The organism is Brytella acorum, from assembly GCF_029309905.1.
GTDB lineage: Bacteria > Pseudomonadota > Alphaproteobacteria > Acetobacterales > Acetobacteraceae > Brytella > Brytella acorum.
Window position 1 is genome coordinate 544,875 of record NZ_JARBJP010000001.1, and the last position, 14,209, is coordinate 559,083.

14 protein-coding genes are annotated in these 14,209 nt (G+C 62.2%); 6 read left to right on the plus strand and 8 right to left on the minus strand.

Annotated elements, in window-relative coordinates:
• Positions 1-3 precede the first annotated feature (3 nt).
• The 4 genes from PWM43_RS02405 to PWM43_RS02420 all read left to right on the plus strand — a co-directional run bounded on the left by PWM43_RS02405 (position 4) and on the right by PWM43_RS02420 (position 5,049).
• Complete coding sequence (locus PWM43_RS02405) at positions 4-1,569, plus strand: efflux transporter outer membrane subunit (protein WP_394356011.1); 1,566 nt, start codon at positions 4-6, stop codon at positions 1,567-1,569.
• 82 nt (positions 1,570-1,651) lie between these two features.
• Positions 1,652-2,569 carry a DnaJ C-terminal domain-containing protein gene (locus PWM43_RS02410; RefSeq protein ID WP_289840961.1) on the plus strand — a complete coding sequence of 306 codons (918 nt, stop codon included), beginning with the start codon at positions 1,652-1,654 and terminating at the stop codon, positions 2,567-2,569.
• A 259-nt stretch (positions 2,570-2,828) separates the two neighbouring features.
• On the plus strand, positions 2,829-4,337 hold the full coding sequence (locus tag PWM43_RS02415) for a peptide MFS transporter (RefSeq protein WP_289840962.1): 1,509 nt from the start codon (positions 2,829-2,831) through the stop codon (positions 4,335-4,337).
• A gap of 70 nt (positions 4,338-4,407) precedes the next feature.
• Positions 4,408-5,049, plus strand: coding sequence for a POTRA domain-containing protein (locus PWM43_RS02420; RefSeq protein WP_289840963.1), 642 nt, complete (start codon positions 4,408-4,410; stop codon positions 5,047-5,049).
• Between the two features lie 101 nt (positions 5,050-5,150).
• Here PWM43_RS02420 and msrQ read toward each other — a convergent pair whose 3' ends face one another.
• From msrQ to PWM43_RS02460, 8 genes are all read right to left on the minus strand, one after another.
• The gene (msrQ, locus tag PWM43_RS02425; protein ID WP_289840964.1) at positions 5,151-5,795 is read right to left on the minus strand and encodes a protein-methionine-sulfoxide reductase heme-binding subunit MsrQ; all 645 of its coding nucleotides are present in this window, start codon (positions 5,793-5,795) and stop codon (positions 5,151-5,153) included.
• 6 nt (positions 5,796-5,801) lie between these two features.
• Complete coding sequence (gene msrP / locus PWM43_RS02430) at positions 5,802-6,752, minus strand: protein-methionine-sulfoxide reductase catalytic subunit MsrP (protein ID WP_289840965.1); 951 nt, start codon at positions 6,750-6,752, stop codon at positions 5,802-5,804.
• 2 nt (positions 6,753-6,754) lie between these two features.
• A complete protein-coding gene (locus tag PWM43_RS02435; protein WP_289840966.1) occupies positions 6,755-7,099 on the minus strand; it encodes a cytochrome b family protein in 345 nt (114 codons plus the stop codon).
• Positions 7,100-7,105: 6 nt separating this feature from the next.
• Positions 7,106-8,056 (minus strand): protein-methionine-sulfoxide reductase catalytic subunit MsrP, encoded by a 951-nt coding sequence (gene msrP, locus PWM43_RS02440; protein ID WP_289840965.1) that lies wholly within the window; start codon positions 8,054-8,056, stop codon positions 7,106-7,108.
• A gap of 192 nt (positions 8,057-8,248) precedes the next feature.
• Entirely contained in the window at positions 8,249-9,544 is a 1,296-nt protein-coding gene (locus PWM43_RS02445) for an MFS transporter (protein WP_289840967.1), read from the minus strand.
• A gap of 127 nt (positions 9,545-9,671) precedes the next feature.
• A complete protein-coding gene (locus tag PWM43_RS02450; RefSeq protein ID WP_289840968.1) occupies positions 9,672-10,247 on the minus strand; it encodes a DUF1643 domain-containing protein in 576 nt (191 codons plus the stop codon).
• 13 nt (positions 10,248-10,260) lie between these two features.
• Positions 10,261-10,776, minus strand: a complete 516-nt coding sequence (locus PWM43_RS02455; protein WP_394356021.1) for a peroxiredoxin — start codon at positions 10,774-10,776, stop codon at positions 10,261-10,263.
• 71 nt (positions 10,777-10,847) lie between these two features.
• On the minus strand, positions 10,848-12,203 hold the full coding sequence (locus tag PWM43_RS02460) for a transglycosylase SLT domain-containing protein (protein WP_289840970.1): 1,356 nt from the start codon (positions 12,201-12,203) through the stop codon (positions 10,848-10,850).
• 230 nt (positions 12,204-12,433) lie between these two features.
• On the opposite strand from PWM43_RS02460, the gene PWM43_RS02465 reads away from it, so the two are divergent.
• The gene (locus PWM43_RS02465) at positions 12,434-13,270 is read left to right on the plus strand and encodes an ABC transporter permease (protein ID WP_289840971.1); all 837 of its coding nucleotides are present in this window, start codon (positions 12,434-12,436) and stop codon (positions 13,268-13,270) included.
• Entirely contained in the window at positions 13,267-14,151 is an 885-nt protein-coding gene (locus PWM43_RS02470) for an ABC transporter ATP-binding protein (protein WP_289840972.1), read from the plus strand. Before PWM43_RS02465 ends, PWM43_RS02470 begins: the two co-directional genes overlap by 4 nt.
• The last annotated feature ends 58 nt before the right edge of the window (positions 14,152-14,209 follow it).

A 14,209-nucleotide genomic window follows, 5' to 3' on the forward strand; every position in this document is an offset into this window, starting at 1 on the left:
CCGATGGCGTCTCTGATCATGGGGTCTGCACCGAGCATACGAAGAGTTTCCAGGCGGATCTCTACGCTTCTTCTGGCCACGGGTCTTCTGGCGGGCTGCACGGTCGGGCCGACCTATCATCCGGACCGCATGAAGCTGCCCGACGCCTTTACCGAGACGCCGCATCCGGCGACGGCGGAGGAAATTTTGCGTACGGAAGCCGAGATGCGCGAGTGGTGGGCCCAGTTCCACGACCCGCTGCTGAACAGGCTCGTTGCGGAAGCCATCAAGGGCAATTACGATCTGCTGATCGCGGATCAGCGCATCATCGCCGAGCGCGCGGTGCGTGAAGAAGCGGCATCGGCATGGTATCCGCAGATGGATGCCAATGCCGGTGGCGGTGACGGGCGTTACTCGCTGAATGTCGATAACTGGCCGTTGCGCCCGGGCAATCCGGCCAACCGGCCCGGCGCCTCCATCCTGACCTACGGCGCCCAGGCAAGCTGGGAGATCGACGCGTTTGGCCGGATCCGGCGTGAGGTCGAGGCGAGTGAGCGGGAAATCGACGCCACCGTCGAAGGACGGCGCACGATCCTCGTGACGTTATTGTCGGAACTCGCCGGAGACTACATGGCGCTGCGTGGCGTACAACTGCGTCTCGCCATCGCGGAAGCCAATGTTCACAACGCCGAAAACGAAGTCGCCATGACCCAGCGGCTTTTCCTTGAAGGCATCGGCAACACCTTGCAGACGGCGCAGGCGCAGAGCGAACGCGATAGCGAACTGGCGGCTCTGGAGCCGCTGCGTACGCAGGTCAGCAAGATTTCGCACGCGATCGGGGTGCTTCTGGGCGACATGCCGGGAGCGCTCAAGACCGAGCTGGAGGAGGTGCCTCGCGATCCGAAGGGGGACGTTCGCCTGCCGGATCTGCCTCGTTTCCCTGCCGTGCTGCCATCCATCGTCATTGCCAACCGCCCCGACATTCGTCAGGCCGAGCGGGAATACGCGGAAAGCACGGCCCGCATCGGCGTGGCTGTCGCTCAGCTTTACCCGCATTTCTCGATCCCGCTGAACTTCAACCCGAACGCGTCGGCCATGTACCAGGCCTTTCAGGTGAACGCGATGAGCTGGTCGTTCATGATGATGGCGACGTTGCCCATTATGCATGGCGGTCGTTTCACATCCCAGGTCGTCGAGGCGCGCGCGCATGCCGAAGCCAGTCGTCTGAACTACAGGCGCACGGTCCTGAACGCATTTCGTGAAGTCGAAGATTCCATGGCCGCCTGGCAGGATGACGAGAATTACGTGCGGCAACTGCATAAGGCTTCGGGTGAGAGCGAACTGGCCGCGGATCGGGCCCGGCGTCTCTATGGCGCGGGCCTGACGGATTATCTCAATGTGCTGACGACCCAGCGCACGATGCTCAACGCCCAGGATCGTGAGGCTTCCGCCCGGACCGAGCTTCTGCATGACGCGGTCAATGTCTATATTGCCATGGGCGCGGGTTGGCAGGGTGTGGCTCTGCGGGATACCAGCCTGCCGATCGACGCTGCCAAGCAAACCATCCTGGCAAAGGCTTTCTCACGCTGAGACGCTTGATTCGCGCCATTACGCTCCCGACATTGGTGGTTATGATGTATGATCGTGACAACGACAGGAAAGGGAGCTGCGCGTGAGTGATCCTTATGCTGCGCTCGGTTTGACGCGCGCTGCGACCGACAAGGAAATTCGCAGCGCCTACCGCAAACTGGCCAAAGATTACCATCCGGACCATAATCCGGACAATAAAAGTGCTGAAGAAAAATTCAAAGCTGTCAGTGCCGCCTATAATATCCTTGGCGACAAAGAGAAACGCGCCCGCTTTGACAACGGTGAAATAGACGCCGATGGCAACGAGCGCGCGCCTTTTGGCGGCGGCCACGGTGGTCAGCCCGGCGGCGGCTTCAGTGGTTTTGGAGGCGGTGAGTTTTCCCAGGAAGATCTTGGTTCGTTCTTCGATATGTTCGGTGGCGGGTTCGGCGGCGCGGCGGGCAATGGTCGGCGACGCTCGACCCGGGGCGCGGACCGTTCCTACAGTCTCCAGGTTTCCTTTGAGGACGCGGTTCTGGGAGGCACCCAGCGGGTCACCCTGCCTGAGGCCGGAACGATTGAAGTCCGCATCCCGCCCGGAATCGAAGACGGGCAGACGCTGCGCCTCGCGGGTAAGGGCGGTCCGGGACGTCGGGCGACGAAGGACGGCGAAGCCGGACCGAACGGCGATGCGCTGATCACCGTGCAGGTCGCGCCCAGCACGATCTACACCCGTGACGGCCGCAACCTGCGCTCTGAACTCGCCGTCAACTTCCGCACAGCCATTTTGGGCGGCAAGATTACCGTGCCGACGCCGAAAGGGCCTGTGACCATGAAGGTTCCGCCTCACTCCGACGCCGGCACGACCTTGCGGCTTGGAGGACGGGGTATCGCGGAGCATGGCGGCCAGAAGGCTGGTGATCTCTACGTCAGGCTGCGCATCGAAATTGGTAAGGTCGATCCGGCGCTGGAAGCGTTCCTCGTCAAACAGGAAGCGGGCGCGACCCCGCAGGAGGCCTGATTGCCCACACAGGCGGCATCATCCGGTTGGCGGATGTTTTTTTCACGTGAAGTCCTCGGGGTCGTGACGGCGATCTTGAGTATCTGTGCTCTCGCGCTTCTGAGTTACAGGGCGCTCGAGCTTTCTGGCGTTTGGTCCTGGGCTCAGTAAAGCTCCGGTGACAGGCGTGGAGATCGTTCAGTGACATGCGCCCCCTGACGGTTCTCGACGGTTTCATGTTAGGAGACGCGCTCTCGTAACATCCCGGCACGGAACCCGCATGAACTCTGACGTTGCGCCAGCCGCTCTCCCGACCAGACGGCAATCTTTCACGGTCGTCCTCGCCATTGAATTATGGGAGCGCTTCGGGTTTTACGGCATGCAGGCGATCCTGCTGCTGTATATGGTCGAGCATCTCGGCCTGCACGACCGCGACGCCAATCTCATGATCGGTGCGTTCTCGGCGCTGACCTATGTCTACCCGGCACTTGGCGGTCTCGCGGGGGATCGCCTTCTGGGAGCCCGACGCTGCATGCTGATCGGAGCCTTCATTCTCGCTGGCGGCTATATGGTTCTTGGAATGGCAGCGCGCCACCCTTCGCTGCTTTATGGTGGCATGGCGCTGATTTCGACGGGCAATGCGCTGTTCAAGCCGAATGCCGGCAACCTCGTTCGCCGCATCTACGAAGGCGATGACGCTGAACTCGATGCGGCGTTTACGATCTACTACATGGCGGTCAATGTCGGTTCGACCGTCTCCATGCTGCTCGTCCCCTGGCTGCAGGACCGATATGGCGCGCCTGTCGCGTTTCTGACCTGTGCCGTCGGGCTGGTTCTGGGGCTGGTCTATTACTTCTTGCGGGCGCGGTGGATAAATCATGTCGGAGGAGGGCTCGATCAGTCTCCGGCGCGTCCGCATGCCGTTCTGATCGTCGCTGCTGGCGCTGTCGTGGCGGTTCTGGTGGCTTTGGTCGTGCTCCGGAGTGAAAGGCTCGCGAGTATCGGCATATGGTGCGCGGCGGCGGCGATCGTCCTGGTCTGGGGACTGCTCTACGGTCAATCGGCGCCCGAAGAGCGGCCGGGGCTTCGTCTTGCCTATTTCCTGTGCGCGGAAACCATGGTGTACACGCTGTTTTACCAGCAGCAGCTCACCTCCCTGACCCTTTTCGCCCTACGGGCCGTGGATGGCCATTTCCGCGTCGGCGGCATGACGCTCTTTACGATGAGCGCAGGGCAGTTTCAGGCCCTCGATCCTCTGTGGATCATGGCGGCGAGCCCGGTGCTCGCCCTGCTTTATCGGCGACTGGCGCGAGACGACGTGTATCTCTCGCTGGCTCATAAAATCACGATCGGCTTTGGCGTGGGGACGCTCGCCTTCTTGATCTGGTGGCTGACGGCTGCCGCCGCTCACGGGCTGGTATCGGCCTGGGTCATGGTTGTCGGCTATGGTTTCGCATCGCTCGCCGAAGTGCTGACGATGGGGCTGGGGCTGGCCATCATCGCGCGCTACGTTCCCTATCGCCTGAGCGGCTTCATGATGGGTTCGCTTTATCTGCTCTGGGCGCTGGCCATGTATGCGGGCAGCGTGCTGGCCAATATCGCGACACCGGCCGAAGGCGCGGCGGCTGTGCAGGGACCGGCCCAATATGTTCCGCTGCTGCGCGATCTGGCGCTTGCCCTTCTCGTGGCGACCGCGCTATCCGCCGCCCTGCTGCCATTGGCGCGCAAATGGGATCGGCAGCATACGAAGTTTCGTGAGGTCGTGCAGAAAAATGTCGGGACGAATTGATCTTTGACGCGAATAGGTACCGAATGGGCACGGTATCTTTTTCGTGTCATCTGATCGGAGTATGTTCCTGATGCGTGTATTTTCTCGTTTGAGCCGGACGGTAGCGCTGTCGCTGGCCGTGGCGGCTGTTGGCCTTCCGGCTGTGACCGGCCTGTCGCTTGCGCCTTCCGCTCACGCGGCCGCGGGACCTGGCGACAATACGCCGCTGACGCTCAAGATCCTGAAAATTACGGGAAACCAGAAGGTCTCGACGGACGAAATCATGGCCGTCCTGCCGTTCCATCTGAATGACACGGTGACACGGGCTCAGATCAACGATGGTATCCAGAAGATCATAGAACTGTACCGTACGAAAAATGTCGGTGCGAGGTTCGGCGAAAAAGAGCGTTTCGCGGGCAAGGCCGTGCATCTCTTCATCACCATCGAGGAGCAGGCAGCCACGGCCGCGCCGACACAGCAGCCATTCGTTCTCGACAAGGTGAATTTCACGGGTAATACGACGATCAGCGCGGCAGATCTCGAAGCGGCCACGACTTTGCGACCGGGAGCCCAGGTTTCGACCGAGGCGGTCACGGCTGACGAAAAGGCCATTCAGGCGCTTTACGCCAAGAAGAATATCCCTGTCATGATCGAACCCGCAGCCGAGCAGCCGAACCATGACAATCACGTGGTGCTGACCTACAAGATCACCGAAAAGGCCGCCGCGAAGTAAGGGTATGACCCGGTCGCGCCTGACGGGCGGCATCGACTTCCGAAGCCCCGCGATTGTTCGTGGGGCTTTTTTTGTAATGGCGTTATGAACGCTCCCGGTTTCTACGTCCGCGCGGTTTTGAAAAGATGCGACCATGCGCTTGTGACGAGACGGATCGCGAGGAGTGAAATTCCGAGCGCCACATAGATCAGCGCGTCTGTATGCCAGGTCTTGAAGGCCATCAGAAAATGCACGGAGGCCGCGATCAGAGCGAGATAGACGAGGCGATGGAGACGCCGCCAGTGGCGACCAAGCCTGCGGATCGAAAACCTGTTCGAGGTCACGGCCAGCGGCAGCAGGCAGAGAAAGGCCGTCATGCCGAAAATCAGGAAGGGCCGTCGCGTGAGGTCGCCGTAGAGGATGGCGAAGTCGAATCTCAGATCAAGCGCCACATATGCCAGCACGTGCATCGCGGCATAGGTGAATGCCAGCAGCCCCAGCATGCGACGGTAGCTGATGAGGTTGATCCGCAGAAACACGCGGAGCGGCGTGATGGCCAGAGATGCGAGCAGGAAGCGGAACGCCCACAGACCGAGAATATGTTCGAACGTGCGGACGGGATCGGGGCCGAGCTGATTGCGGCTGCCCAGCCAGAATGCCCACAGGGCGGGAACCAACCCCAGCACATAAAGCAGCGGTCGGACGAACCGTCGGAGGAGTAGCCTTGAGTGAGACCTGGTTGCGGATTGATCGGGTTGTCGGGTCATGAACGTTCAGTAGTTCCTGCGGAGATCCATGCCCTGATAGAGCTGGGCGACCTGCTCGCCATAGCCGTTGAACATGCGTGTGTCCTGACGTCTTTCGCCGAAAAAGCCCCCACTGCCGATGACACGCTCGCTGGCCTGGCTCCAGCGGGGATGATCGACCCCCGGGTTGACGTTGGCGTAGAAGCCGTATTCGTCAGGGGCGAGACGATTCCACGTTGTCGGCGGCATGCGCTCGACGAGCGAAATCCTCGTGATGGATTTGATGCCTTTGAAGCCGTATTTCCAGGGTACGACCAGCCGCAGCGGTGCGCCGTTCTGGTTGGGCAGAGTCTCGCCATACAAGCCAACGGCGAGGAGCGTGAGAGGGTGCATCGCTTCGTCCAGCCGCAGCCCTTCGACATAGGGCCAGTCGATCGATCCCGCGCCGCCACGCTGGCCAGGCATTTCTTCCGGGCGCAGAACCGAACGAAAGGCCACATATTTTGCCGATGACTGGATATCGGCGAGTCGCAGGATATCCGCCAGAGGAATGCCGTCCCAGGGAATGACCATGGACCATGCCTCGACGCAGCGCATGCGATAGACACGGCTTTCTATGGCATGATCTTTCATGAGGGTGTCGAGGTCGATCGTGAGGGGCCTGGCAACGGCTCCGTCGATGCGCAGCGTCCATGGTCTCGGGCGGAAACTGTCAGACAGCCGCGCGGGATCGCCCTTGTCCAGGCCGAACTCGTAGAAGTTGTTGTAATGCGTGACGTCTTCGCGGGGCGTCAGCGGTTCCGACGTTCCGAACGGTCCGGGCCTTGCGTCCAGGGTCGCTGCACTTGCCTGACGGGTTCCTGCCTGACCCGCTGCCGCCAGGCCGACGGCCCCCGCCAGGAAGGCGCGCCTTCCGAAATAGATGTCTCTGGGGGTGATTTCGGTCGGGGACGGCGCCGGATAGAGATAGCGTGTCATCGTCAGTCCTTCACGGAGGGTGTCTGTTCATGGCGCGTGTTGCGCGACGTGACTTTTGGGGAAGGAGAGGCGTGCGACAGCATGCGACGGTAGCTGATGAGGTTGATCCGCAGAAACACGCGGAGCGGCGTGATGGCCAGAGATGCGAGCAGGAAGCGGAACGCCCACAGACCGAGAATATGTTCGAACGTGCGGACGGGATCGGGGCCGAGCTGATTGCGGCTGCCCAGCCAGAATGCCCACAGGGCGGGAACCAACCCCAGCACATAAAGCAGCGGTCGGACGAACCGTCGGAGGAGTAGCCTTGAGTGAGACCTGGTTGCGGATTGATCGGGTTGTCGGGTCATGAACGTTCAGTAGTTCCTGCGGAGATCCATGCCCTGATAGAGCTGGGCGACCTGCTCGCCATAGCCGTTGAACATGCGTGTGTCCTGACGTCTTTCGCCGAAAAAGCCCCCACTGCCGATGACACGCTCGCTGGCCTGGCTCCAGCGGGGATGATCGACCCCCGGGTTGACGTTGGCGTAGAAGCCGTATTCGTCAGGGGCGAGACGATTCCACGTTGTCGGCGGCATGCGCTCGACGAGCGAAATCCTCGTGATGGATTTGATGCCTTTGAAGCCGTATTTCCAGGGTACGACCAGCCGCAGCGGTGCGCCGTTCTGGTTGGGCAGAGTCTCGCCATACAAGCCAACGGCGAGGAGCGTGAGAGGGTGCATCGCTTCGTCCAGCCGCAGCCCTTCGACATAGGGCCAGTCGATCGATCCCGCGCCGCCACGCTGGCCAGGCATTTCTTCCGGGCGCAGAACCGAACGAAAGGCCACATATTTTGCCGATGACTGGATATCGGCGAGTCGCAGGATATCCGCCAGAGGAATGCCGTCCCAGGGAATGACCATGGACCATGCCTCGACGCAGCGCATGCGATAGACACGGCTTTCTATGGCATGATCTTTCATGAGGGTGTCGAGGTCGATCGTGAGGGGCCTGGCAACGGCTCCGTCGATGCGCAGCGTCCATGGTCTCGGGCGGAAACTGTCAGACAGCCGCGCGGGATCGCCCTTGTCCAGGCCGAACTCGTAGAAGTTGTTGTAATGCGTGACGTCTTCGCGGGGCGTCAGCGGTTCCGACGTTCCGAACGGTCCGGGCCTTGCGTCCAGGGTCGCTGCACTTGCCTGACGGGTTCCTGCCTGACCCGCTGCCGCCAGGCCGACGGCCCCCGCCAGGAAGGCGCGCCTTCCGAAATAGATGTCTCTGGGGGTGATTTCGGTCGGGGACGGCGCCGGATAGAGATAGCGTGTCATCGTCAGTCCTTCACGGAGGGTGTCTGTTCATGGCGCGTGTTGCGCGACGTGACTTTTGGGGAAGGAGAGGCGTGCGACTGAAAGGGCATGACGCGCACGCTGAACAGAATGCGTTGAGAGGTCGAAGGTTCGTTTCAGCCGGAGATAATGACAACCTTGATGCGGGACGGGTGTTCGTCCCTGCGACGGATCTTAAGCCCCATCATGCTCCGAAGATGGGGAGTAACGAAGCCCTGTCGCGCCAGCCAGGGCCGCGATGGTGACGTACAGAGCGGGGGCGAGGGGAGAATGAGGCGTGAGCGCGGATATGATCGCCGGGGTCAGGCCGCCGAAGATCGCGTAGGAAACGTTATAGGACAGCGACAGCCCCGAGAAGCGCACGCTGGGCGGAAATGCCTTCAGCATTCCGACCGGCACCAGTCCGATGAAGCCGCAGGACAGTCCGGCCAGAGCCGACCACAGGACGAGCACCTTCGGAAAAAGAAGCGGCATGGCGTAAAGGACGAATGCGCCGACCGTCAGGATGGCGCCGCATGGCACAGCGAGGCGGCGCGGAGATACGATGTCGGTGAGCGCGCTGACGACCAGGACGGATATCGTCAGGCAGAACGTCGCGGACAGGCTGGCCAGCATGGTCTGGGCGGGCGGCATGTGATGGAGCGTCTGCATCAGGGGCGGCATCATCAGGACGAGCACGATGATCGCCGCCGTGAGCGCCCATGTCGTCAGTGCCGAGCAGATGATGGCGCGCCTATGGTCGCGCAGCAGGATTTTCACGGGCATGGTTTCCGCCGTTTCGGCGCGGGCGTGCATTTCGCGGAAGACGGGCGTTTCGTCCAGCCAGCGCCGCAGAAACATGGCGCCGACACCGAAAATGCCGCCCACAACGAAGGGAATGCGCCAGCCCCAATCCGCGACAGCGTCCGGTGACAGGACCGCGTGAAGCGCCAGAATGACGATCGAGCCGATCAGGATGCCGCCGGTCAGGCCAGCGGTCAGCAGACCTGTCGCCAGACCGGTTCGGCCCGGCGGCGCATGCTCGGCGACGAAAACCCAGCCGCCCGGGGCTTCGCCGCCGATGGCCGCGCCCTGCATCATGCGCAAGACGAGCAGAATGAGCGGAGCGCCGGCGCCGATCGCGTGGTAATCCGGCATCAACCCCATCAGAAGCGTCGGAATCGCCATCAGCAGGACGCTGAAAGTGAAGACTTTCTTGCGTCCGGACAGATCGCCGAAATGCGCCATGATCATGCCGCCGAGCGGGCGCGCGAGATATCCCGCGCCGAAAAGTCCGAACGTCTCGGTCTGGCGCAGCCATTCCGCCTGACTGACCGGGAAGAAATGGGCGGCAATCAACTTGGCCAGAAAAGCGAAAATGACGAAGTCGTAGAACTCGAGCGCTCCTCCGAGCGAGGCCAGCGCCAGCGTCCGGATCTGTGACGGCGGCAGGATGGTTGCGACAGGCGGGTTGCCGGAGGAAGAGGACATGAGGAGCGATCCGTTGAGTCAGCCCGGGTCGACCGGGGTGTCGGCGGAAGGAAGTCGGTGCCGATCAGAAACGGAGTCTTATAGGGAACTCCTTGCCTGCGCGTCCATGGTGGCACGGGGCAGAGGCTCAGTCCGTCAGGAGCGCGGCGTCCACAGGCTGCGGCGTCAGTTCGCCGGGCAGGTAAAGAGGATGTTCGGGGCGTCCCTTGCGGCTGAGGCGCAGGGTGAAGAGCGTAACGCCCGCTTCGGCGAGGCTATGGGCGACAAGGGTGCCGCGCGCCCGCAGCGCGGGGTTCTGCGGAGAGCCGTAAGCCAGGATGGTCTTGTCGGCTTCCCGCGCCATGGCCAGAAGGTGCGCGTCGTTGTCGGGGCCGACGGCATCCGCCACTTCCATGAGTCGTTTCTGGTCGGTGCAGCGATATGCAAATGTATTGCCGACATAAATGCCGCCATAACCCCACTTGCGGGCATAGCGCTGGCATTTGGCGACCGTGCGGTCATCGCCATCTTCCGTCGCAACGGAGGGATTCATCATGAGCCAGAGAATAGAGGGCCGGGACGCATCCCAGACGCGGTGCAGACGATAGCGATAGCAGTCGCCCGGTCCCGCGTAGATCGCCGTGCTGGTGACGTCACTCCCCAGACGCAGGGGGCGCGCGTCCCCGACATGATGGGCGGCGTTACGCGAAGATATGCTGTTCAAAGGAGTTATCGGCTTACGGACTGGCGGGAGTTGCGGATTTGAGCGCCTTTACGGCGTCCAGCGCCCGGGTGACATGATCCTCGGGCGAACGGGACGCGTAGGACATGGCAATATGTCCATCCGGCGCGACGACATAAGAAACGCGATCCGCGTGTTTCCCACCCGGCATGAGCGCATCATAGGAGCGCGTGATGTGGCCGTCGGGATCGGCTGCAACGGCGAAGGCGCTACGGCATTCGCTCACCGAAAAGCGGTCCAGCGTCGCGATCGGGTCCATTGACACGCCGATCACAGTGGCGCCCAGCGCCTTGAACTGGGGAACGGCGTCGGCAAAGGCATGCGCCTCGATCGTACAGCCCTTCGTAAAGGCGGCCGGATAGAAATACAGCACTACGGGGCCCTGCGAGAGGGCCTGGCTGAGACGGTAGTCGAACTCCTTGCCGCCCATGCTGGCGGGCGCGGAGAAGTCGGGAGCCATGGCGCCCGTTTTCAGGGCGGCATGCGCGGGCAGCGCGATGACGACCGTCATGGCGACGGCCACAGCGGAAAGAAAGCGACGCGAATGACGGATCGACATGACGGGTTCCTGAAAAGGCGCGATCAGAAACCGCGCGGAGAAACGACGACGCAAGGGGTGGAACGGCCCGCGATGCGGCGGCAGGCCGCGACAGCCTCGTCATGAGACAGGCCGGTCAGGCGTGCACGATACAGATGTCCGCGCGGCGATGCCACCGACGATACGGCTGTGCGGGCGCTGGCGAGCTGAACACCGGCACGGCTATGGGCTTCTCCAGCCGCGCTTTGCGCCTGTGTCGCCGAATTATATGCCCCGACCTGAATCGCCCAGGCTCCGCCGCCTTGTGATGCGCCGAGGCGATGCGCTGTTGGCAGGGGTTCGGCCATGGCGGAAGAGATGAAATGCAGTCCGCTCCCCGAAGCGTGAGCGGGGGGCGTTGCGCGAGCCGAAACCGGCTGTGCGGGCAGCGCGCGTCCAAAAGGAATAGGCTGGGCCTCGGCGACATAGCGAGTCGGAGCGGCGTCGGATTGCATCGGCCTGGCGCTGGCCAGTTGCACGGGAGCGGCCTTGATTCCCCGTGAGGCCCAGGCCGCACTGACCGACGATGCCTCGGAAGTCGCGACGGGTGCGCTCGCCTCGGCGACCTGGACCGGCTCTTCGTCGTCGATCTGGCGGGACGCAGGCGCGGAACGTTGACGCCAAGCAGAGCGGACCGCATTCGATTCCGCCGTGTTCTGCGCCATCATGACAGGCGAGGCCGCGTTCGGATCATGCTGGGCGACGAGAATATCCGCCTGTGAACGGTTGTTTGGCGACGTACCCGCGATCTGCCGTCCAACGACCGCGACATACTGGCGGGTCTCGCGCGGCAGAGGGCGACCGCGACGCAAATAGGCATCGAGATTGCCAGGACCGTCATTATAGGCGGCCAGGAAGCCGGGCGAGCCATAGATCTCATACATCTGGCGGATATAGGCCGTGCCCGCGAGGATGCTGTCATGGGGATCGTAAGGATCGTCACCCAGCCCGATCTGGTTGCGCATGTCGTCATAAGTCGGTGGCATGAGCTGCATCAGTCCCATCGCCCCCGGTGTGGACGTCGTGAAATTGCCGTTCCTGTCGAATTCACGCCCCCCGGACTCCCGCATCATGATGGCGCGGATCCACACCTCCGGTACGTCGAAGCGGGCGGACGCCTCCTCAATATAAGGTCCCCAGGGATCACTCGCCGGACCGGGGGGCGCGTAGTAATGCTTGGCATGGGCCCGATAGGTCGCGGCTTCCTGCGCAACGGATGTATGCGGCCGCTGGGTCGGGCTTTCCGAACAGGCCGCAAGCCCCGCGAGCGTGCCAAAGGCGAGAAAGGCTCTCGCGACGGCGGCGCCCGTACGATTTTCAGAGCGTTTGCGATCCTGCGCGACCGGGTTTGCATCATGCATGAAAGGGGGCCGGGCAACTCGGAGGCGGGGCATTGCGTCGTTACCTGAAGAAAGAGAACCGTTGAACGGACGTCTAGACGGCAATTGCGGCGAAAACGGGACTGAGGCGCCCGATCCTATCGTTTTGAGACCTAAAGACTTTAAGTTTCAGTGACAAGCCAGATCGACCGATACTCTCGCGGAATGAAGCACGGCTTGCCCGGACAGGCGCGATGCGTTAGGCGAGCCTGATGGCCTCCGTCATGCCCGCCTGGACCCGCAAACGTCGCATGCGCGCGCCGCCGTCGCGTTCAGTGCTGGGAGATTTGCGTGAAACGCTGGGATTATGGCGTCTGGCGGCGTCGCTCGGCTGGCTGGACGTCAAGCTGCGCTATCGTGGATCCGCTCTCGGGCCATTCTGGTTGACGCTTTCTTCCGTCGTGATGATGGCCTCGATGGGTGTCCTCTACGCACGCCTCTTTCAGATCAATCTGCATGATTATCTGCCATTCCTGTCGGTGTCCCAGCTTCTGTGGCAGTTCGGCATTGCGAATATCATCCAGGAATCCTGTACATGTTTCACGGAAGCTGAAAACAGCATCCGCTCGATCCGCCTGCCGTTCGGACTACAGTCTCTGAGACTTCTCGTGCGGAACGGCATCGTCATCGCTCATAACCTCATCGTGCCGATCGGGATTTTCGCGCTCTATGATGCCTGGCCCGGCATGATCGGATTGATGAGCCTTCCGGGACTGGTGCTCTGGAGTCTTGACGGATTTGCCGCATGTCTCTTTCTGGGGTCGTTATGCGCGCGCTATCGGGATCTGCCGCCGATCGTCGGCGCCGTGCTTCAGGTCGCCTTCTACATCACTCCGGTCATCTGGAAGCCCACCCAACTCGGTGCCAAGGGATGGTGGCTGATCTATAATCCGTTTTACCCGCTGCTTGAGATCGTGCGTGCGCCGCTCCTGGGACATGTGCCCGACAGGACGGTCGTCGCTGTCGCCGTAGGAGTCAGCGTGGTTTTCTGCATGGCCGCGCTCGCCACCTTCCGGCACACGCGGAGCCGACTGGCATTCTGGGTATGAGCACCAATGGCAGCGAGCGGGATGCCCCGTTCATTCGACTGGAAAATTTCTCCCTGTCATTTCCCGTTCTTCATGGCAGCGCGCGTTCCCTCAAAAAATCCCTCCTCAAAAGCGTCAAGCGCAGCGTCGGTCGAGGCATGGGCCATCAAGTGGGCGGCGCAGTGCATGGCGATGACGTACTGCTGGTGCAGGCTCTCGATCACGTCAGCTTCGAGGCCGGGCCGGGCGAGCGCATTGGTCTGATCGGGCATAACGGCGCGGGAAAGTCGACGCTTCTGCGTGCACTCGCCGGGATTTACGAGTCTTCAGTCGGCAGTCTTACGCTTCACGGGGAGACTCATGCTCTTCTCGATCCGATGGCAGGCATGAACAGGGACCTGACAGGGCGCGAAAACATCCGCCTTTTCGCGCGCTACAACGATCTGGAACGCGTCCACGCTGTCGCGCTTGAGCGGGATGTCGAGAGCTTCGCGGGCCTTGGAGCCTTCATCGACCTTCCGGTGCGTCTCTACTCGTCCGGCATGGCGGTCCGTCTGGGCTTCGCGCTCGCCACCGCGCCACGGCCGCAGATTTTATTGATGGACGAGTGGTTTCTCGCTGGCGACCAGCATTTTCAGGACAAGGCCGAGGCGCGGCTGACCGATCTGGTGGCGCACGCCGACATCATGATCGTCACGTCGCATTCCATGCCGATCCTGCGGCGCTGGTGCACCCGGATCCTCTGGATGGAGCACGGGCGAGTGCGGATGGATGGACCGGCGTCCATCGTGATCGATACCTATCTGGACGCCGTAGCTGGGGAAACCCCCGCACCCGCACCCGCGGAAGAACGGACGAAAGGCAATGGGTCGGACGGGCAGGACCGGCTCACGTCGTCATAGAAGGGACGCGACAGGGAAGGAGCGCGACAGGGAACGGGCGCCGACAGGAAGAACGAGG

Bases quoted from the DNA above. Each gene is read 5' to 3' on its own strand.
- PWM43_RS02405 (WP_394356011.1), top strand. From the start codon at position 4: ATGGCGTCTCTGATCATGGGGTCTGCACCGAGCATACGAAGAGTTTCC.
- PWM43_RS02415 (WP_289840962.1), top strand. From the start codon at position 2,829: ATGAACTCTGACGTTGCGCCAGCCGCTCTCCCGACCAGACGGCAATCT.
- PWM43_RS02420 (WP_289840963.1), top strand. From the start codon at position 4,408: ATGCGTGTATTTTCTCGTTTGAGCCGGACGGTAGCGCTGTCGCTGGCC.
- msrQ (WP_289840964.1), bottom strand. From the start codon at position 5,795: ATGACCCGACAACCCGATCAATCCGCAACCAGGTCTCACTCAAGGCTA.
- msrP (WP_289840965.1), bottom strand. From the start codon at position 6,752: ATGACACGCTATCTCTATCCGGCGCCGTCCCCGACCGAAATCACCCCC.
- PWM43_RS02435 (WP_289840966.1), bottom strand. From the start codon at position 7,099: ATGACCCGACAACCCGATCAATCCGCAACCAGGTCTCACTCAAGGCTA.
- msrP (WP_289840965.1), bottom strand. From the start codon at position 8,056: ATGACACGCTATCTCTATCCGGCGCCGTCCCCGACCGAAATCACCCCC.
- PWM43_RS02445 (WP_289840967.1), bottom strand. From the start codon at position 9,544: ATGTCCTCTTCCTCCGGCAACCCGCCTGTCGCAACCATCCTGCCGCCG.
- PWM43_RS02455 (WP_394356021.1), bottom strand. From the start codon at position 10,776: ATGACGGTCGTCATCGCGCTGCCCGCGCATGCCGCCCTGAAAACGGGC.
- PWM43_RS02460 (WP_289840970.1), bottom strand. From the start codon at position 12,203: ATGCATGATGCAAACCCGGTCGCGCAGGATCGCAAACGCTCTGAAAAT.
- PWM43_RS02465 (WP_289840971.1), top strand. From the start codon at position 12,434: ATGGCCTCCGTCATGCCCGCCTGGACCCGCAAACGTCGCATGCGCGCG.
- PWM43_RS02470 (WP_289840972.1), top strand. From the start codon at position 13,267: ATGAGCACCAATGGCAGCGAGCGGGATGCCCCGTTCATTCGACTGGAA.